Origin of the sequence: Marinobacter halophilus (assembly GCF_003007685.1) — a bacterium.
Classification (GTDB): domain Bacteria; phylum Pseudomonadota; class Gammaproteobacteria; order Pseudomonadales; family Oleiphilaceae; genus Marinobacter; species Marinobacter halophilus.
Genome location: NZ_PXNN01000016.1, coordinates 161,521 through 176,664 on the forward strand (window position 1 = coordinate 161,521; position 15,144 = coordinate 176,664).

14 protein-coding genes are annotated in these 15,144 nt (G+C 56.0%); 12 read left to right on the plus strand and 2 right to left on the minus strand.

Going from position 1 to position 15,144, the window contains the following annotated elements; translation table 11 throughout:
- Positions 1–81: 81 nt before the first annotated feature.
- Both C7H08_RS13200 and C7H08_RS13205 read right to left on the minus strand, forming a co-directional pair.
- Positions 82–1,380 (minus strand): HlyC/CorC family transporter, encoded by a 1,299-nt coding sequence (locus C7H08_RS13200; protein WP_106672705.1) that lies wholly within the window; start codon positions 1,378–1,380, stop codon positions 82–84.
- A gap of 76 nt (positions 1,381–1,456) precedes the next feature.
- Positions 1,457–2,263 (minus strand): cytochrome C assembly family protein, encoded by an 807-nt coding sequence (locus C7H08_RS13205; RefSeq protein WP_106672707.1) that lies wholly within the window; start codon positions 2,261–2,263, stop codon positions 1,457–1,459.
- Between the two features lie 159 nt (positions 2,264–2,422).
- Between C7H08_RS13205 and ffh the strand changes: the two genes are divergently transcribed.
- The 12 genes from ffh (at position 2,423) to lysS (ending at position 15,143) form a co-directional block, all read left to right on the plus strand.
- A complete protein-coding gene (ffh, locus tag C7H08_RS13210) occupies positions 2,423–3,811 on the plus strand; it encodes a signal recognition particle protein (protein ID WP_106672710.1) in 1,389 nt (462 codons plus the stop codon).
- Positions 3,812–3,975: 164 nt separating this feature from the next.
- Complete coding sequence (gene rpsP, locus C7H08_RS13215; RefSeq protein ID WP_106672712.1) at positions 3,976–4,215, plus strand: 30S ribosomal protein S16; 240 nt, start codon at positions 3,976–3,978, stop codon at positions 4,213–4,215.
- A 29-nt stretch (positions 4,216–4,244) separates the two neighbouring features.
- Entirely contained in the window at positions 4,245–4,772 is a 528-nt protein-coding gene (gene rimM, locus C7H08_RS13220) for a ribosome maturation factor RimM (RefSeq protein WP_106672713.1), read from the plus strand.
- A gap of 3 nt (positions 4,773–4,775) precedes the next feature.
- Complete coding sequence (gene trmD, locus C7H08_RS13225; protein ID WP_106672714.1) at positions 4,776–5,534, plus strand: tRNA (guanosine(37)-N1)-methyltransferase TrmD; 759 nt, start codon at positions 4,776–4,778, stop codon at positions 5,532–5,534.
- A 25-nt stretch (positions 5,535–5,559) separates the two neighbouring features.
- Complete coding sequence (gene rplS / locus C7H08_RS13230; RefSeq protein WP_106672715.1) at positions 5,560–5,916, plus strand: 50S ribosomal protein L19; 357 nt, start codon at positions 5,560–5,562, stop codon at positions 5,914–5,916.
- A gap of 95 nt (positions 5,917–6,011) precedes the next feature.
- On the plus strand, positions 6,012–6,917 hold the full coding sequence (gene xerD / locus C7H08_RS13235; protein ID WP_106672716.1) for a site-specific tyrosine recombinase XerD: 906 nt from the start codon (positions 6,012–6,014) through the stop codon (positions 6,915–6,917).
- A gap of 138 nt (positions 6,918–7,055) precedes the next feature.
- On the plus strand, positions 7,056–7,790 hold the full coding sequence (locus C7H08_RS13240) for a thioredoxin fold domain-containing protein (RefSeq protein WP_106672717.1): 735 nt from the start codon (positions 7,056–7,058) through the stop codon (positions 7,788–7,790).
- Positions 7,791–7,931: 141 nt separating this feature from the next.
- Complete coding sequence (locus C7H08_RS13245) at positions 7,932–9,233, plus strand: homoserine dehydrogenase (protein WP_106672718.1); 1,302 nt, start codon at positions 7,932–7,934, stop codon at positions 9,231–9,233.
- Between the two features lie 11 nt (positions 9,234–9,244).
- Positions 9,245–10,645 (plus strand): threonine synthase, encoded by a 1,401-nt coding sequence (gene thrC, locus C7H08_RS13250; RefSeq protein WP_106672719.1) that lies wholly within the window; start codon positions 9,245–9,247, stop codon positions 10,643–10,645.
- Between the two features lie 6 nt (positions 10,646–10,651).
- Positions 10,652–12,385 (plus strand): single-stranded-DNA-specific exonuclease RecJ, encoded by a 1,734-nt coding sequence (gene recJ, locus C7H08_RS13255; RefSeq protein ID WP_106672720.1) that lies wholly within the window; start codon positions 10,652–10,654, stop codon positions 12,383–12,385.
- A 74-nt stretch (positions 12,386–12,459) separates the two neighbouring features.
- Positions 12,460–13,555 (plus strand): peptide chain release factor 2 gene (gene prfB / locus C7H08_RS13260; RefSeq protein WP_106672721.1). Its coding sequence is split into 2 segments (ribosomal slippage): positions 12,460–12,531 and positions 12,533–13,555, totalling 1,095 coding nucleotides; the frame shifts between segments, so codons are not numbered across the junction.
- Between the two features lie 52 nt (positions 13,556–13,607).
- Positions 13,608–15,143 (plus strand): lysine--tRNA ligase, encoded by a 1,536-nt coding sequence (gene lysS / locus C7H08_RS13265; RefSeq protein WP_106672722.1) that lies wholly within the window; start codon positions 13,608–13,610, stop codon positions 15,141–15,143.
- Position 15,144: the final 1 nt, after the last annotated feature.

Here is a 15,144-nt window from a genome sequence, read left to right on the forward strand (position 1 = left end):
ATTTTCCGCCCGATTAATATGACTAAACGCTAACCTGGGATGGTCTTCAAAAAAACGGCCTTATTAGCGACCGGGCCGACTCTACGTCGGCTTATGCTTGCGTGCCGACAGATGCCGTTTGCTGCGGCGTTTGGGGTGAACGATGGCGGCTTTCACCACATTATCCTTGATCTGAAGGACTTCCACCCGGTGGCCCCCCACTTTAAGGCACACGTTGGTTTCCGGAATATTTTCCAGTGTCTCGGTAATCAACCCGTTCAGGGTTTTGGGCCCGTCCGTCGGTAGCTTCCAGCTCAGGCTCTTGTTGATGGTCCTTACCGCCGCACCTCCATCGATGATGAAGGTACCGTCGTCCTGGGGGATGATATCCGGCGAGTTGGCTGAGTAATCGGTGGTGAACTCGCCGACAATTTCTTCGAGAATATCTTCCAGTGTGGCCAGGCCTAGTACATCCCCGTATTCATCAACAACAATACCGAAACGACGGCGGCCTTTCTGGAAATTCAGTAACTGGGTGTTCAGGGGAGTGCTTTCAGGGATGAAGTAAGGTTCCTGGCTGAGCTGCATCAGCATGGACTTGTTGATTTCTTCTTCCTGCAGCAGCTTGGTTGCGCTGCGAAGATGCAGGATGCCCTGAATGTTGTTGATATCACCTTTGTAGACCGGAAGCCGGGTGTGCTGGCTGCTTCGCAGCTGACGCAGAATGGTATCGGTATCGTCTTCAAGGTCGATGCCGATCACTTCGTTACGCGGCACCATGATGTCATTCACGGTCACTTTTTCCAGGTCCAGTATGCCCACCAGCATGTCTTTGTGCTTTGCGGGAATGAGTGCGCCGGCTTCGTTGACGACAGTTCTCAGTTCCTCCCGGCTCAAATGATCCTGGCCAGCCTGAGCCGATGACACGCCAAGCAGTCGAAGAATGCCCGTGGTGAAAAGATTGACTGCCCACACCAGCGGGTAGAGAATTTTCAGGAGAGGTCCGAGTACATAGCTTGCCGGAAAGGCAATTTTTTCAGGGAAGAGCGCGGCAAGCGTTTTCGGCGTGACCTCTGCAAAGATCAGGATGACAACGGTCAGGAGAATGGTAGCAATGGCAATGCCGGCGTCGCCCCAAATCCGGATGGCAATGACGGTGGCAATGGATGAAGCGAAAATATTGACGAAGTTGTTGCCGATCAGGATAACGCCGATCAGTTGGTCAGTTCTGCTAAGAAGTCCCTGAGCCCGACGTGCACCTTTGTGCCCGGTCTGCGCCATGTGCTTCAGGCGGTAACGGTTGAGGGACATCATGCCGGTCTCTGAGCTTGAGAAAAAGGCAGAGAGGATGATCAGGCCAGCGAGGAGAATGAACAGCGCTGTGAGCGATGTTTCGTTCAAGAGAAAACCCTTATGTTGACAACACGTATAAAAAATAAAGTGTGCTGGTTTTGGCTGTCAAGCGGTTCGGTTCTGCTTAACCGCCTTTTTGAAAAATGAACTCCAGTACAAACTTGCTGCCATAGAATGCCAGCATAAGAAGCGCGCAGCCGGCCAGAGTCCAGCGACTGGCGGTTATGCCGCGCCAGCCCTTGATGTAACGGCCTGCCAGCAGTCCAACGAACACCAGCAAGGACAGCAGGGAGAAAAGGGTTTTGTGCGCCAAATCCTGGGCAAACAGGTCTTCGATAAAGACGGCGCCGGTAACAATGGCCAGAACCAGTAGCACGACCCCGGCCCAAACCAGTTCAAACAGCAAGGACTCCATGGTTTGCAGGGGTGGCAGGTTGCGCACCAGCAAGCTGTTGTAGTTGCGCTTGAGATGACGGTTCTGGATATAAAGCAGAACCGCCTGGATGGCGGCCAGTGTAAACAGGCTGTAGGCGGTAACAGACAAGGCGATGTGTGACAGCATGCCGTAGCTTTGGTCCGGCACCAGGCGGGACGGTGCATGGGTAATCAGCGCCATCACGATGGTCATCGCGGCCATGGGGTAAGCGCCAAGGAACAGGCTCGAAACGGGTTTGGTGAGGTTCAGTCCCAATAATAGAAAGACTACCAACCAGGAAATCAGCACCGAGCTCTTGAAAAAGCTCAGATCAAAGCCGCCATCGAGATGCACGGTCTGTGCGATCAATAATCCGTGACCGATCAGCGCGAGTACGCCGACAAGGGTGGTGATGGCCAGATTGCTCTGCACACGTCCGCGGAAATGCAGTGCTTGCAGGGCGGTTCCAACGCTATACAAGAAGAGTGCGGTAACCGCGAGAATCAGCGTTCCCATGACATCCTTAGTCTGTTGCCTTTTAGTGAAAGCGGGCGCGGAGTTGTTCAGAGGCTCCGTAGTCTGGGTATAATGTCGCTATTATGCAACAGGAATCAAGCGGCCAGCGCTGGCGGCCTGATTTGTGTGAACAATTTCTCCGGGGTACGGAAGAGCAACATGTTTGAGAATCTCCAGGACCGGCTATCCGGTAGCTTGCGCAAGATCTCGGGTCAGGCGCGCCTCACCGACGACAACGTCAAGGACACCCTGCGGGAAGTCCGCATGGCCCTGTTGGAAGCAGACGTTGCGCTGCCCGTGGTCAAAGACTTTATAGAGGGAGTTCGGCTGCGAGCGATCGGGCAAGAAGTTCAACGTAGCCTGACGCCGGGTCAAGTGTTCGTGAAGGTTGTCCAGCAGGAGTTGGAGCGGGTGATGGGCCAGGGTAACGAAACCCTGAATCTTTCAACTCGCCCGCCTGCCGTGATCATGATGGCGGGCCTGCAGGGTGCAGGTAAAACCACCACGGTGGCTAAATTGTCGCGCTTCCTTAAAGAGCGTCACAAGAAGTCGGTGATGGTGGTGAGCGCCGACATCTACCGGCCGGCGGCGATCAAGCAGTTGGAAACACTTGCTGCAGAAGTCGGTGTCGAGTTTTTTCCCAGTAGTGCCGACCAGGACCCGGTCGATATAGCCAACGGTGCCATCGACGCCGCGCGTCGAAAACACGTGGATGTGGTTATTCTGGATACCGCCGGTCGTCTGCACATTGATGAGCAGATGATGGGTGAGATTGGTCGTCTGCACAAGGCGGTGAATCCGGTTGAAACCCTGTTCGTGGTTGATTCGATGACCGGCCAGGACGCCGCGAACACCGCCAAGGCGTTCAATGATGCGCTGCCGCTGACCGGCGTGGTGCTGACCAAAACCGATGGTGATGCCCGCGGTGGTGCCGCGCTGTCTGTGCGGCACATTACGGGCAAGCCAATCAAGTTCCTGGGTGTGGGTGAAAAAACCGACGCACTGGAACCCTTCCATCCGGACCGTGTGGCTTCTCGAATTCTTGGTATGGGCGATGTGCTTTCTTTAATAGAAGAAGCAGAGCGCAAGCTTGATCACAAGAAGGCGGAAAAGCTCACCAAGAAGATCAAAAAAGGTAAGAGTTTTGATCTGGAAGATTTCCGGGATCAGCTTCAGCAAATGAAGAGCATGGGTGGTATCGGGGGCTTGCTCGATAAGCTGCCTGGCATGGGGCAGATGGCTCAGATGGCTCAGCAGCAGGTCAATGACAAGTCGGTTGGTCAGATGGAAGCAATTATCTGTTCGATGACGCCGAAGGAGCGTCGTTACCCGGATGTGATCAACAATTCCCGCAAGCGGCGAATCGCTTCAGGCTCCGGCACTCAGATTCAAGATGTGAACCGTTTGCTCAAGCAGCACAAGCAAATGCAGAAGATGATGAAAAAATTTGGCAAGAAAGGTGGAATGGCCAACATGATGCGTGGTCTTGGTGGTATGATGCCGCCCGGCGGCGGTGGCGGAGGAATGCCCCCGTTTGGCCGTATGTAAAATGCCTTACACATAAAATAGGGAAACCGAACGTTTCCCTATTTTCTTTGGCGCTCTTTTGGCATAGAATAGCGCCCCTTTCGAGTATGGGTCTTCTCGCCGGCTGTTTTCAGTCAAGCGGGAATCGTACAAAGTTCGTACAACAGAACAGGATATTGGTCGAAATGGTAACAATCCGTTTGGCTCGTGGCGGCTCTAAGAAGCGCCCGTTCTACCATCTGACAGTCACTGACAGCCGTAACTCTCGTGACGGCCGTTTCATCGAGCGTGTTGGCTTTTTCAACCCGGTTGCCCGCGGTTCGGAAGAGCGTCTGCGTGTTGATCGTGAGCGCGTTGCGTTCTGGGTGGGCCAAGGTGCCCAAGCCAGCGATCGCGTTGCCCAGCTGCTCAAGACTGCTGAGTAATTGCACGTTACCATCGGGGTTTGACAGGCATGACACAGCATTCGCAGGAAACTGTGATCGGCCAGATCACCTCGGTGTTTGGGGTCAAGGGTTGGCTTAAGGTCTTCTCTCACACAGACCCCAGAGAAGGGATACTTAATTATCGCGACTGGACTCTGGTCCTGGACGGTAAGCGTATCCCGGTAAAGCTTGAGGAGGGTCGCCGCCAAGGGCAGGGGATCGTCGTCAGGCTTAAAGGTATCGATGATCGTGAGTTGGCACGCACCTACAGCGGTGCGGAAGTCAGGGTGCCGACAGAGGAGTTGCCAGAACTGCCCGTTGGGGAGTACTACTGGCACCAGCTGGAAGGTCTTGACGTGTTCACGATTGAGGATGAGTACCTGGGTAAGGTGCATCATCTGCTGGAAACGGGCGCCAATGATGTGTTGGTGGTGCACGCAACAGCGGATTCCATAGATCAGCGCGAGCGTCTTATCCCATATCTGCCGGATCAGGTGGTTATGAGTGTGGATTTAGGTGGCACGCGCATGGTGGTCGACTGGGATCCGGAGTACTGACGAGTGTGGATTGGCGCAGTCAGTCTGTTTCCGGACATGTTTTCTGCGGTGACGGATTACGGAATTACCGGCAGGGCCGCTCGTGAAGGTCTATTGACTTTCAGGAGCTGGAATCCCCGGGATTTCACGCATGATCGTCATCGTACTGTGGATGACCGTCCTTATGGTGGTGGTCCTGGAATGCTGATGAAAATGCAGCCGCTCAGGGATGCTATCCATGAGGCGCGGGCGTCAGCACCCGGCAAGGCTTGTGTGGTCTATCTTTCGCCGCAGGGTGAAAGACTGGATCAGTCGGTGGTGGAATCTTTGGCTGCCGAGCAACAGCTGATTCTCGTTTCCGGTCGTTATGAGGGCGTTGATGAGCGCCTGATATCGGCGGAAGTCGACCGGGAAGTGTCTCTGGGTGATTTTGTGCTCTCAGGTGGCGAACTGGCGGCGATGGCTGTGATTGATGCGGTAACCCGCCTCATCCCTGGAGCGCTGGGTCATGCGCAGTCGGCAGAGCAGGATTCCTTTGCCGATGGTTTGCTGGATTGTCCGCACTACACCCGGCCAGAGGTTTACGAAGGTCAGGCGGTGCCGGAAGTTCTTTTGGGCGGTCACCATGAACAGATCCGGCGTTGGCGATTGAAAGAATCGTTGAGGCGAACCCGGGAGCGACGCCCCGACCTGCTGGAACAGCGGGTGCTTACGGAAGAAGAGCGTCAGCTTCTGGACGAAATTTTGAACGAACCGGGTGCCTCTGAATCATCAGGGCATTGAAAGATCAGGTATCAGGAGCATTGCGATGAGTGGCAAGAACAACATCATCAGTCAGATTGAAACAGAACAGATGGCCAAGGAAATCCCTGCGTTCGCGCCAGGCGATACCGTGGTTGTTCAGGTTCGAGTGACGGAAGGTAACCGTGAGCGTCTGCAGGCGTTTGAAGGTGTGGTTATCGGTAAGCGTAACCGTGGCATGAACTCTTCCTTCACCGTTCGTAAGATTTCTTACGGCGTGGGCGTTGAGCGTACATTCCAGACTTTCTCCAAGCTGATCGATAGCCTCAGTGTGAAGCGTCGCGGTGACGTGCGTCAGGCCAAGCTCTACTACTTGCGTGATCTGTCTGGTAAGGCAGCCCGCATCAAGGAAAAGCTTAACTGATTTCGGCTCTGCCGGTCAGTTTGAAAAAAGCAGCCTCAAGGGGCTGCTTTTTTTATGGTTAAATGGCGCCAAAGGGGACGTTGTGAGGTTGGTCATTGCCCAGAACTGATGATGAACAGTTGATTGCCCGGTTTGGAGACGCCATCTGGCTGGAAGACGGCCTGGGTGAAAAAACCCGCCAGGCCTACGCCAGTGATTTGGGCAGGCTGGCTGAGTGGCTTGAGCAACAGGCCGGTTCGCCAACGTTGCGGGCTGTTCGTCGCAACGATCTGCTCGCCTGGATGTCGCGCGGCCTGTCCGATGGCCTGAAAGCCAGTACCGCCGCTCGCCGGCTGTCTGGCATCCGGCGCTTCTATCGGTTCTTGTTGCGTGAGGGGCTGGTTGCGGAAGACCCGACGTTAAGAATCGACAGCCCGCGCCTGCCCCGGCGCCTGCCCGATACGTTGACTGAAGAGGATGTGGATACCCTGCTGACCGAACCGGACCCGGAAATACCTCTAGAGCTCAGGGATCGGGCCATGCTGGAAATTCTGTACGGGTGTGGGTTGCGGGTCTCTGAGCTGACCGGTTTGATGGTGGATCAGGTCAACCTGCGCCAGGGTGTGGTGCGCATCCGTGGTAAAGGCGACAAAGAACGCCTGGTGCCGTTGGGTGAGGAGGCGGTGGACTGGTTGATTCGTTACATGAAAGAAGCGCGCGGCGAGCTGCTAAAAGGCAAAAGCAGTGATGCTCTGTTTCCCGGAAATCGGGCGACCCCGATGACCCGCCAGACTTTCTGGCACCGGATCAAGCATTACTCGGTCAGGGCGGGTATTCGTAAGCACCTTTCCCCGCACACCTTACGCCATGCATTCGCGACACACTTATTGAATCACGGTGCTGATTTGCGGGTAGTGCAGATGTTGCTGGGTCATTCGGATCTCTCGACCACCCAGATTTACACCCATGTTGCCCGGCAACGATTGCAGGATCTGCATCAGGCGCACCATCCCCGAGGCTAATCTGGTATGTTACCGGAATGAACTTTTGTTCTGTGGCCGGGTCGCATCAGAAGGTCTGAGTGGGCCGCGAAAGAGTATGCTGGTCAGATAGCGGGGGTCGGCCCTGGAACCCATAAATACTGAAGGTAAATTGAATCCATGAATCTTAAAATTTTGGCCGCTGTTGCCGGCCTTGTGTTGTCGTTTGCTGGCGTGTCGGTTGTCGGCGCGGCCGAGACCGAAGACCGAATTGCCAAGCAGTTGATGCAGGCCGTGCCGGGGCTGAGCGTGACCTCGGTCCGTGAATCCGAGGCGGGCGGTTTGTACGAGGTCCAGAGCAACAATGGCGATACCATCTACACCACGGCCGACGGTGTCTACCTGTTGACCGGCGATTTGCTCAAGATTACCGACAATGGCATTGCCAATGTTTCCGAGGCGTCCAGAGCGGGTCAGCGCAAAGAACAGATGGCGGCGTTCGGCGCCAAAGGCATTATTTCCTATCCAGCCAAAGGTGAGCAGAAAGCGGTCATCGATGTCTTCACCGACATCGACTGCCCCTACTGCCGAAAAATGCATGACGAAGTGCCCGAGCTGAATGAGTACGGAATTACCGTCAATTATTACGGGTTCCCCCGCTCCGGTCCGGGCACACCGTCATTCCGAAAGTATGAATCCGTCTGGTGCGCAGATAACCAACAGAAAGCGATGGACACTGCCAAAGCGGGCAAGCCTATTGCCCAGAACACCTGTGACAATCCGGTAGAGGCGCAGTATCGCCTCGGCGGGCAGGTGGGTGTGACCGGCACGCCGGCTATTTTGCTCGAGGACGGCAACGTGATCAGAGGCTACGTTCCCGCTCGCAGCCTGGCTGAAGGGCTCGGGATTCTGTAATTCCGCTCCGGGGAGGCTTGCGTCCCCAAACATCGATTGAACTGTGACCGATTCAGGGCTTATTCAGGAGGCCCCGAATCGGTATACTATGCCACCATATTGTAACCCATCAGCACCCCCATCGGGATCAGAGGTGAGAGCTTGAAAGACGTTAATGTCGGAATTTGCGGACTAGGAACCGTTGGCGGCGGTACATTCAATGTTCTTACTCGCAACGCCGCGATTATTGCAGGGCGTGCCGGCTGCAACATCCGGATTGCCCGGGTCGCCAGTCGTCGTAGTCGGGACGATATCAAGTTGGGCGATGTGCCGTTCAGTACCGATATTTACGATGTGATTAATGACCCCGATATCGACATCGTTGTTGAGCTGATTGGCGGTTACGATGCGGCCAAGGAACTGGTGTTGGCGGCGATAGCCAAAGGCAAGCATGTGGTGACTGCCAACAAGGCACTGATCGCTGTGCATGGTAACGAGATCTTTGACGCCGCCGAAAAAGCCGGCGTTGTGGTTGCCTACGAAGCCGGCGTGGCTGGTGGCATTCCGGTAATCAAGGCCGTTCGGGAGGGCCTGGCGGCCAATCGCATCGACACCATTGCCGGTATCATTAACGGCACCGGCAACTACATTCTGACGGAGATGCGGGCCGGTCGTGAATTCGGTGAAGTCCTGAAAGAGGCTCAGGCCCTGGGGTATGCCGAAGCGGATCCGACCTTTGACGTCGAAGGTATTGACGCGGCCCACAAGCTCACCATTCTGGCGTCTTCTGGCTTCGGTGTTCCGCTGCAGTTTGAAAAGGCCTACACCGAAGGTATCTCTACCCTGACGCCGAGCGACATTGCTCACGCCGAACTGCTCGGATACCGGATCAAGCATCTGGGTATTGCCCGTCGCCGTGACGAAGGTATTGAATTGCGGGTTCACCCGACCCTGGTTCCGAAAAGCCATCTGATTGCTCAGGTAGACGGCGTGCTGAACGCGGTGATGGTGGACGGCGACGCGGTTGGCCAGACCATGTATTACGGTCCGGGTGCCGGTGATGAAGCGACCGGCTCTGCGGTTATTGCCGATATTGTCGATGTGGCGCGCGCCGTCGCCAGCAAAAGCCAGCAGCGGGTTCCGTATCTGGGCTTCCGTCCTGAGGCGATGGAAAATTTGCCGGTACTGTCGATGGAAGACGTTCAGTCAGCGTATTACTTACGCATCCAGGCCTTTGATCATCCGGGTGTTCTGGCCAAAGTTGCGTCGATTCTGAGCGAGCATGGCATCAACATCGAATCGATTATGCAGAAAGAGTCCGAGTTCAAGGATGGTCGCATTCCGGTCATCATCCTGACCCACACGGTTCAGGAGCGCCAGATGAATCTGGCCATCGACGAAATGGAAGCCCTGGCCGATGTTGACGGCAAGGTTGTTCGCATCCGCGCAGAAAATTTTAACTGACAGGTACGCACGTGAGATACATCAGTACACGGGGCGAAGCTCCCGCCTTGGGCTTTGAAGAGGTCCTTCTGACCGGTCTGGCGACCGATGGTGGTCTGTATGTGCCCGAGTCGTTGCCGCATTTCAGTCTGGAAGAAATCCGTAGCTGGCGCGGTCTGCCATACGCCGAGCTGGCTTACAACGTTATGTATCCGTTTGTGGAGGATGCCATCCCGGCCGATGCATTCCGCAAGATGCTGGATGAGACCTACAGCGTGTTCACCCATAAGGCAGTCGCACCGCTGGTACAGATCGACAGCAACGAGTGGGTGATGGAGTTATTTCGTGGTCCGACGCTGGCGTTTAAGGATTTCGCTCTGCAACTGTTGGGTCGCCTGCTCGACTATGTGTTGGAAAAGCGTAACCAGCATGTGGTGATCATGGGGGCGACCTCCGGCGACACCGGCTCGGCCGCCATTGAAGGCTGCCGCCGCTGCAAACACGTGGATATTTTTATACTGCATCCGTATCAGCGGGTGTCGGAAGTCCAGCGTCGCCAGATGACCACGGTACAGGGTGACAACATTCACAACATCGCGGTCAAGGGCAACTTCGACGACTGTCAGCGTATGGTGAAGGAAAGTTTCGGTGATCAGTCGTTCCTGGGCGGTAAGACCCAGTTGGCGGCGGTGAACTCCATCAACTGGGCGCGGATCATGGCCCAGATTGTGTATTACTTTCAGGCGTCACTGTCGCTGGGCGGCCCGGATCGCAGCATGGCTTTTTCGGTGCCCACCGGTAATTTCGGTGATATTTTTGCTGGTTACCTGGCCAAGAAAATGGGCCTGCCCATTTCACAACTGGTGATTGCCACCAACCGTAACGACATCCTTCATCGCTTCATGAGCGGTAACAAATATGAACAGCATCAGCTTGAGCATACTCTGTCGCCAAGCATGGACATCATGGTGTCCAGTAACTTCGAGCGTCTGTTGTTCGACTTGCACGGTCGTGATGGTGCAGCGGTGAAAACGCTACTGGAGAACGCCTCCAAGGGTCCGGTCAGTATCGAGGATTATCGCTGGAAACATGCGCGCAAAGTGTTCGACAGTGATGCGGTTGACGACAAAAGCACCTGCGACACCATTCGCGACATCTTTGAGCAGAACGAGTATCTGCTCGACCCGCACACCGCCATTGGCGTGCAAGCGGCCCGCAACTGTCGTCGGGATTTAGCCGTGCCAATGATCACTCTAGGTACTGCACATCCGGCCAAGTTTCCTGACGCTATCGCCGAATCCGGTCTGTCTTTGAAGCCGCAATTGCCGGCGCACATGGCGGATCTGTTCGAGCGGGAGGAACGGTACACGGTTCTGGATAACAATCTTGGCGAAGTCCACGACTTTATCGCCAAACACTGGAAAAACGCCTGACCCGGCATGACTCCAAAAAAGATCCTGCGTCGCTCCCAGCCGGCTGAAACGCCGGACTGGGGGTACAGTCTCCCAGCCATCCTCCGTCGGCTCTATGCGGCTCGGGGTGTTGAGTCTGAAGATCAGCTCCAGTACACCCTCAAGCACCTGGCCTCTCCAATGCAGTTGCAGGGGATTGAGCGCGCCGTCGAACTGCTGGCCGATGCAGTGGTTCATAAGCAACGGGTGATGGTGCTGGGTGACTTTGATGCCGACGGGGCCACCAGCACCGCGGTAGCGATGCTCGGGCTGTCTATGTTGGGCGTTCCGGCAGTGGATTTTCGGGTGCCCAGCCGTTTCTCAGACGGTTATGGTCTGACTCCGGGCATTATCCATCGACTGCAGGACGACGGTGATTTACCTGATCTACTGGTGACTGTCGACAACGGCATCTCTGCCATCGAAGGCGTACGCGCCGCCCGGGCGCTGGGCATCAAGGTGGTGGTCACTGACCACCACCTTGCCGGTGAGGAATTGCCGGATGCTGATGCCATCGTCAACCCTAACCAGCCTGGCTGTCCGTTCCTGAGCAAGAACGCGGCCGGCGTGGGTGTGATGTTCTATGTGCTGACGGCGCTGCGCAAGCACCTGCGCGACAACAATCTGTTGCCAAACCCAGAGCCCAATCTGGGCAGCTTGCTGGACCTGGTCGCTCTGGGTACGGTGGCCGATGTGGTGCCGCTGGACCACAATAACCGGATTTTTGTTGAGCAGGGTATTCGCCGCATCCGCAAAGGCGAAGCCCGTCCAGGCATACTGGCGTTACTGGAAGTGGCCGGTCGCGATTACACCCAAATCAGTTCCACCGATCTCGGTTTTGTCGTCGGCCCGCGCCTGAACGCCGCTGGCCGCCTGGACGACATGAGCATCGGCATCGCCTGTCTGCTGGCCGACAGTCATGACGAGGCCATGCGTCTGGCCCGGGAGCTCGATAACTTTAATCGTGAACGCCGTACCATTGAAAAAGACATGAAGCACCAGGCCCAGGAACTGCTGGCGTCCATGTCACTAGACATCGAGGGCCTGCCCTGGGGGCTGGCGTTGTTTGATCAGGACTGGCATCAGGGTGTGATTGGCATTCTAGCGGCCCGTATCCGCGAACAGACCCATCGCCCAACCATTGCCTTCGCGCCAGACGACGACGGTGAGCACCTAAAAGGCTCTGCCCGCTCCATACCCGGTCTGCATATTCGCGATGCGTTGGCGGTGGTCGACGCCAAAAACCCGGGCCTGATGAAAAAGTACGGCGGCCACGCCATGGCGGCGGGCATGACCATCGCCCGTGCCGATCTGGAAGCCTTCAGTCAGGCGTTTGACCAGGCTGTGCGGGCTACTTTGACCGCGCAGGATCTTGAAGCGGCGATCGTGACCGACGGCCCGCTGACGCTAAACGAACTCAGCCTGGATACCGCCTACCTACTGAGGCGCGGAGGTCCTTGGGGACAGCATTTTCCAGAGCCGGTTTTTGATGGCGAATTCCGGGTGGTTAGCCAGCGGGTGGTGGGTGAGAACCATCTGAAGCTGGTGCTGCAGCCGATGGAAGGTGGGGGCATTATTGACGGCATTGCTTTTAATACCGGGCCGGAAGTGCCGGACTACACGCAGTCTGGTGCGCGGGTGGTTTATAAGCCAGATGCGAATACCTTTCGGGGACGGACCAATCTGCAGTTGTTGGTGGATTATCTGGAGCCTCTCAGCTGATTTAGCCAGCAAATTCCGGTAGAATTCTGCCTCTGTTTTTATCGCATCCTTTTCCAAAAGCGAGACAAGATTTCATGGAAGTTAATCCCATTGTGGTGAAGATCAAAGAGCTTCGTGAGCGCACTGAAGCGCTGAGGGGGTATCTTTGACTACGATCAGCGTAGTGAGCGCCTGGTCGAAGTAGAACGTGAGCTCGAGATGCCGAAAGTATGGGAAGATCCCGAGCGCGCTCAGGCACTGGGTAAGGAGCGTTCGGATCTTGAGCTGATTGTCCGGACCATCGATAACCTGACCAGTGGTCTGGGCGATGCCGAAAGCCTGCTCGATATGGCCGTCGAAGAAGACGACGAAGGCACCGTCGAGGAAATCGTGGCCGATATTGAAAGCCTCGATAAAGAGCTCGAGAAACTCGAGTTCCGCCGCATGTTCTCGGGTGAGATGGACCCCAATAACGCCTATCTGGATATCCAGGCCGGCTCCGGCGGGACCGAAGCTCAGGACTGGGCCAACATGCTGTTGCGTATGTACCTGCGCTGGGCTGAGCGCCGTGGTTTCAAAGCCGAAATCGTTGAGTTGCAGGAAGGCGAAGTGGCGGGCATTAAAAGCGCCACCATTCACGTCCAGGGCGACTACGCCTACGGCTGGCTGCGCACCGAAACTGGTGTTCATCGTCTGGTACGCAAATCGCCGTACGATTCCGGCAACCGTCGTCACACTTCCTTTTCCTCGGTGTTTATATCTCCGGAGGTGGACGACAGTTTTGAGATTGAAATTAACCCGGCCGATCTCCGGGTTGACGTATACCGCGCCTCCGGTGCCGGTGGTCAGCACGTCAACCGGACCGAATCTGCGGTACGGCTGACGCACAACCCGACCGGGATTGTGGTCGCCTGTCAGGCTGGCCGAAGCCAGCACCAGAACAGGGATTTTGCCATGAAACAGCTGAAGGCCAAGCTGTTTGATCGCGAAATGCAGATGCGTAATGCCGAGAAGCAGAAGCAGGAAGACGCCAAGTCTGACATCGGCTGGGGCAGCCAGATCCGGTCATACGTGCTGGATGACAGCCGAATCAAAGATCTTCGCACCAAAGTGGAGACCAGCAACACCCAGTCGGTGCTCGATGGTGACATCGACAAGTTTATTGAAGCCAGTCTGAAGATGGCGCTGTAATCAGCGCCACTCAACCCGATCCGGACAACCCCCGACTTCTTAGTGAGCCAACATGACTGAACACACCCAGAACGCCGCACAGCCCGAGGATAACAAGCTGATTGTCGAGCGCCGAGCCAAGCTGGCGGCACTGCGCGAGCAGGGCAATCCGTTCCCGAATGACTTCCGTCGCGATGCCACTGCGGCTGAGTTGCAGGAAGAATACGGTGACAACTCCAAGGAAGAGCTGGAGGCGATGGGGATCGAGGTGGCCATTGCCGGCCGCATGATGCTAGACCGCAAGGCGTTCAAGGTGGTTCAGGACATGACTGGTCGCATCCAGATCTACGCCTCCAAGGATGTCCAGAAAGACACCAGGCACTGGGATCTGGGTGACATCGTGGGCGTGCGTGGCATCCTGTGCAAATCCGGCAAGGGCGACCTGTATGTGTCCATGGACGAGTACACACTGCTCACCAAGTCATTGCGTCCGCTGCCCGAGAAACACAAAGGTCTGACCGACACTGAGGCGCGTTATCGTCATCGGTATGTCGATCTGATGGTGAACGAAGATAGCCGTCGGGTGTTCTATGCCCGCTCGAAAATTATTAGTGTCATGCGTCAGTACTTCACCGAGCGTGACTACATGGAGGTGGAAACCCCCATGCTGCAGGTGATCCCCGGTGGCGCCACTGCTCGGCCGTTCGTGACCCATCACAATGCGTTGGGTATCGATATGTACCTGCGAATTGCTCCGGAACTGTTTCTCAAGCGCCTGGTGGTAGGTGGCCTTGAACGGGTTTTCGAGATTAACCGCAACTTCCGCAACGAAGGGCTGTCCACCCGGCATAACCCAGAGTTCACCATGGTCGAGTTCTATCAGGCGTACGCCGATTACAACGACCTCATGGACTTGACCGAAGACATGCTGCGCACTATTGCACAAAAAGTACTGGGCACCACCACGGTCACCAATACCCGGGTGCTGAAAGACGGTACCGAAGAAACCATTGAGTACGATTTTGGTAAGCCGTTCGAGCGCCTGACCGTGGTGGATGCCATTTTGCGCTACAACCCGGACATCAGCCGGGAGTCGTTGGCGGATTATGACAGCGCCCGTGAGCTGGCCAAAGGCTTGGGTATTCATATCAAGAATACCTGGGGCCTGGGCAAGATACAGATCGAGATCTTTGAGGCCACTGCCGAGCATCGCCTGATGCAACCCACGTTCATTACCGAATACCCGAAAGAGATTTCTCCGCTGGCTCGCTGCAAGGACAGCGATCCGTTCGTGACAGAACGTTTCGAATTCTTCGTGGGTGGTCGCGAGATTGCCAACGGCTTCTCCGAGTTGAACGATGCGGAAGATCAGGCCGAGCGCTTTCAGGCCCAAGTAGCCGAGAAAGACGCCGGTGACGACGAAGCCATGTTTTACGATGAAGACTATGTGATGGCTCTGGAATACGGTCTGCCGCCGACCGCTGGTGAAGGCATCGGCATCGACCGTCTGGCCATGTTGCTGACCAATTCGCAATCAATCCGCGACGTTATCCTGTTCCCGGCCCTGCGCCCGGAGCACAAGGCCGAACAGAAGCCTGAGGGCGTATAAA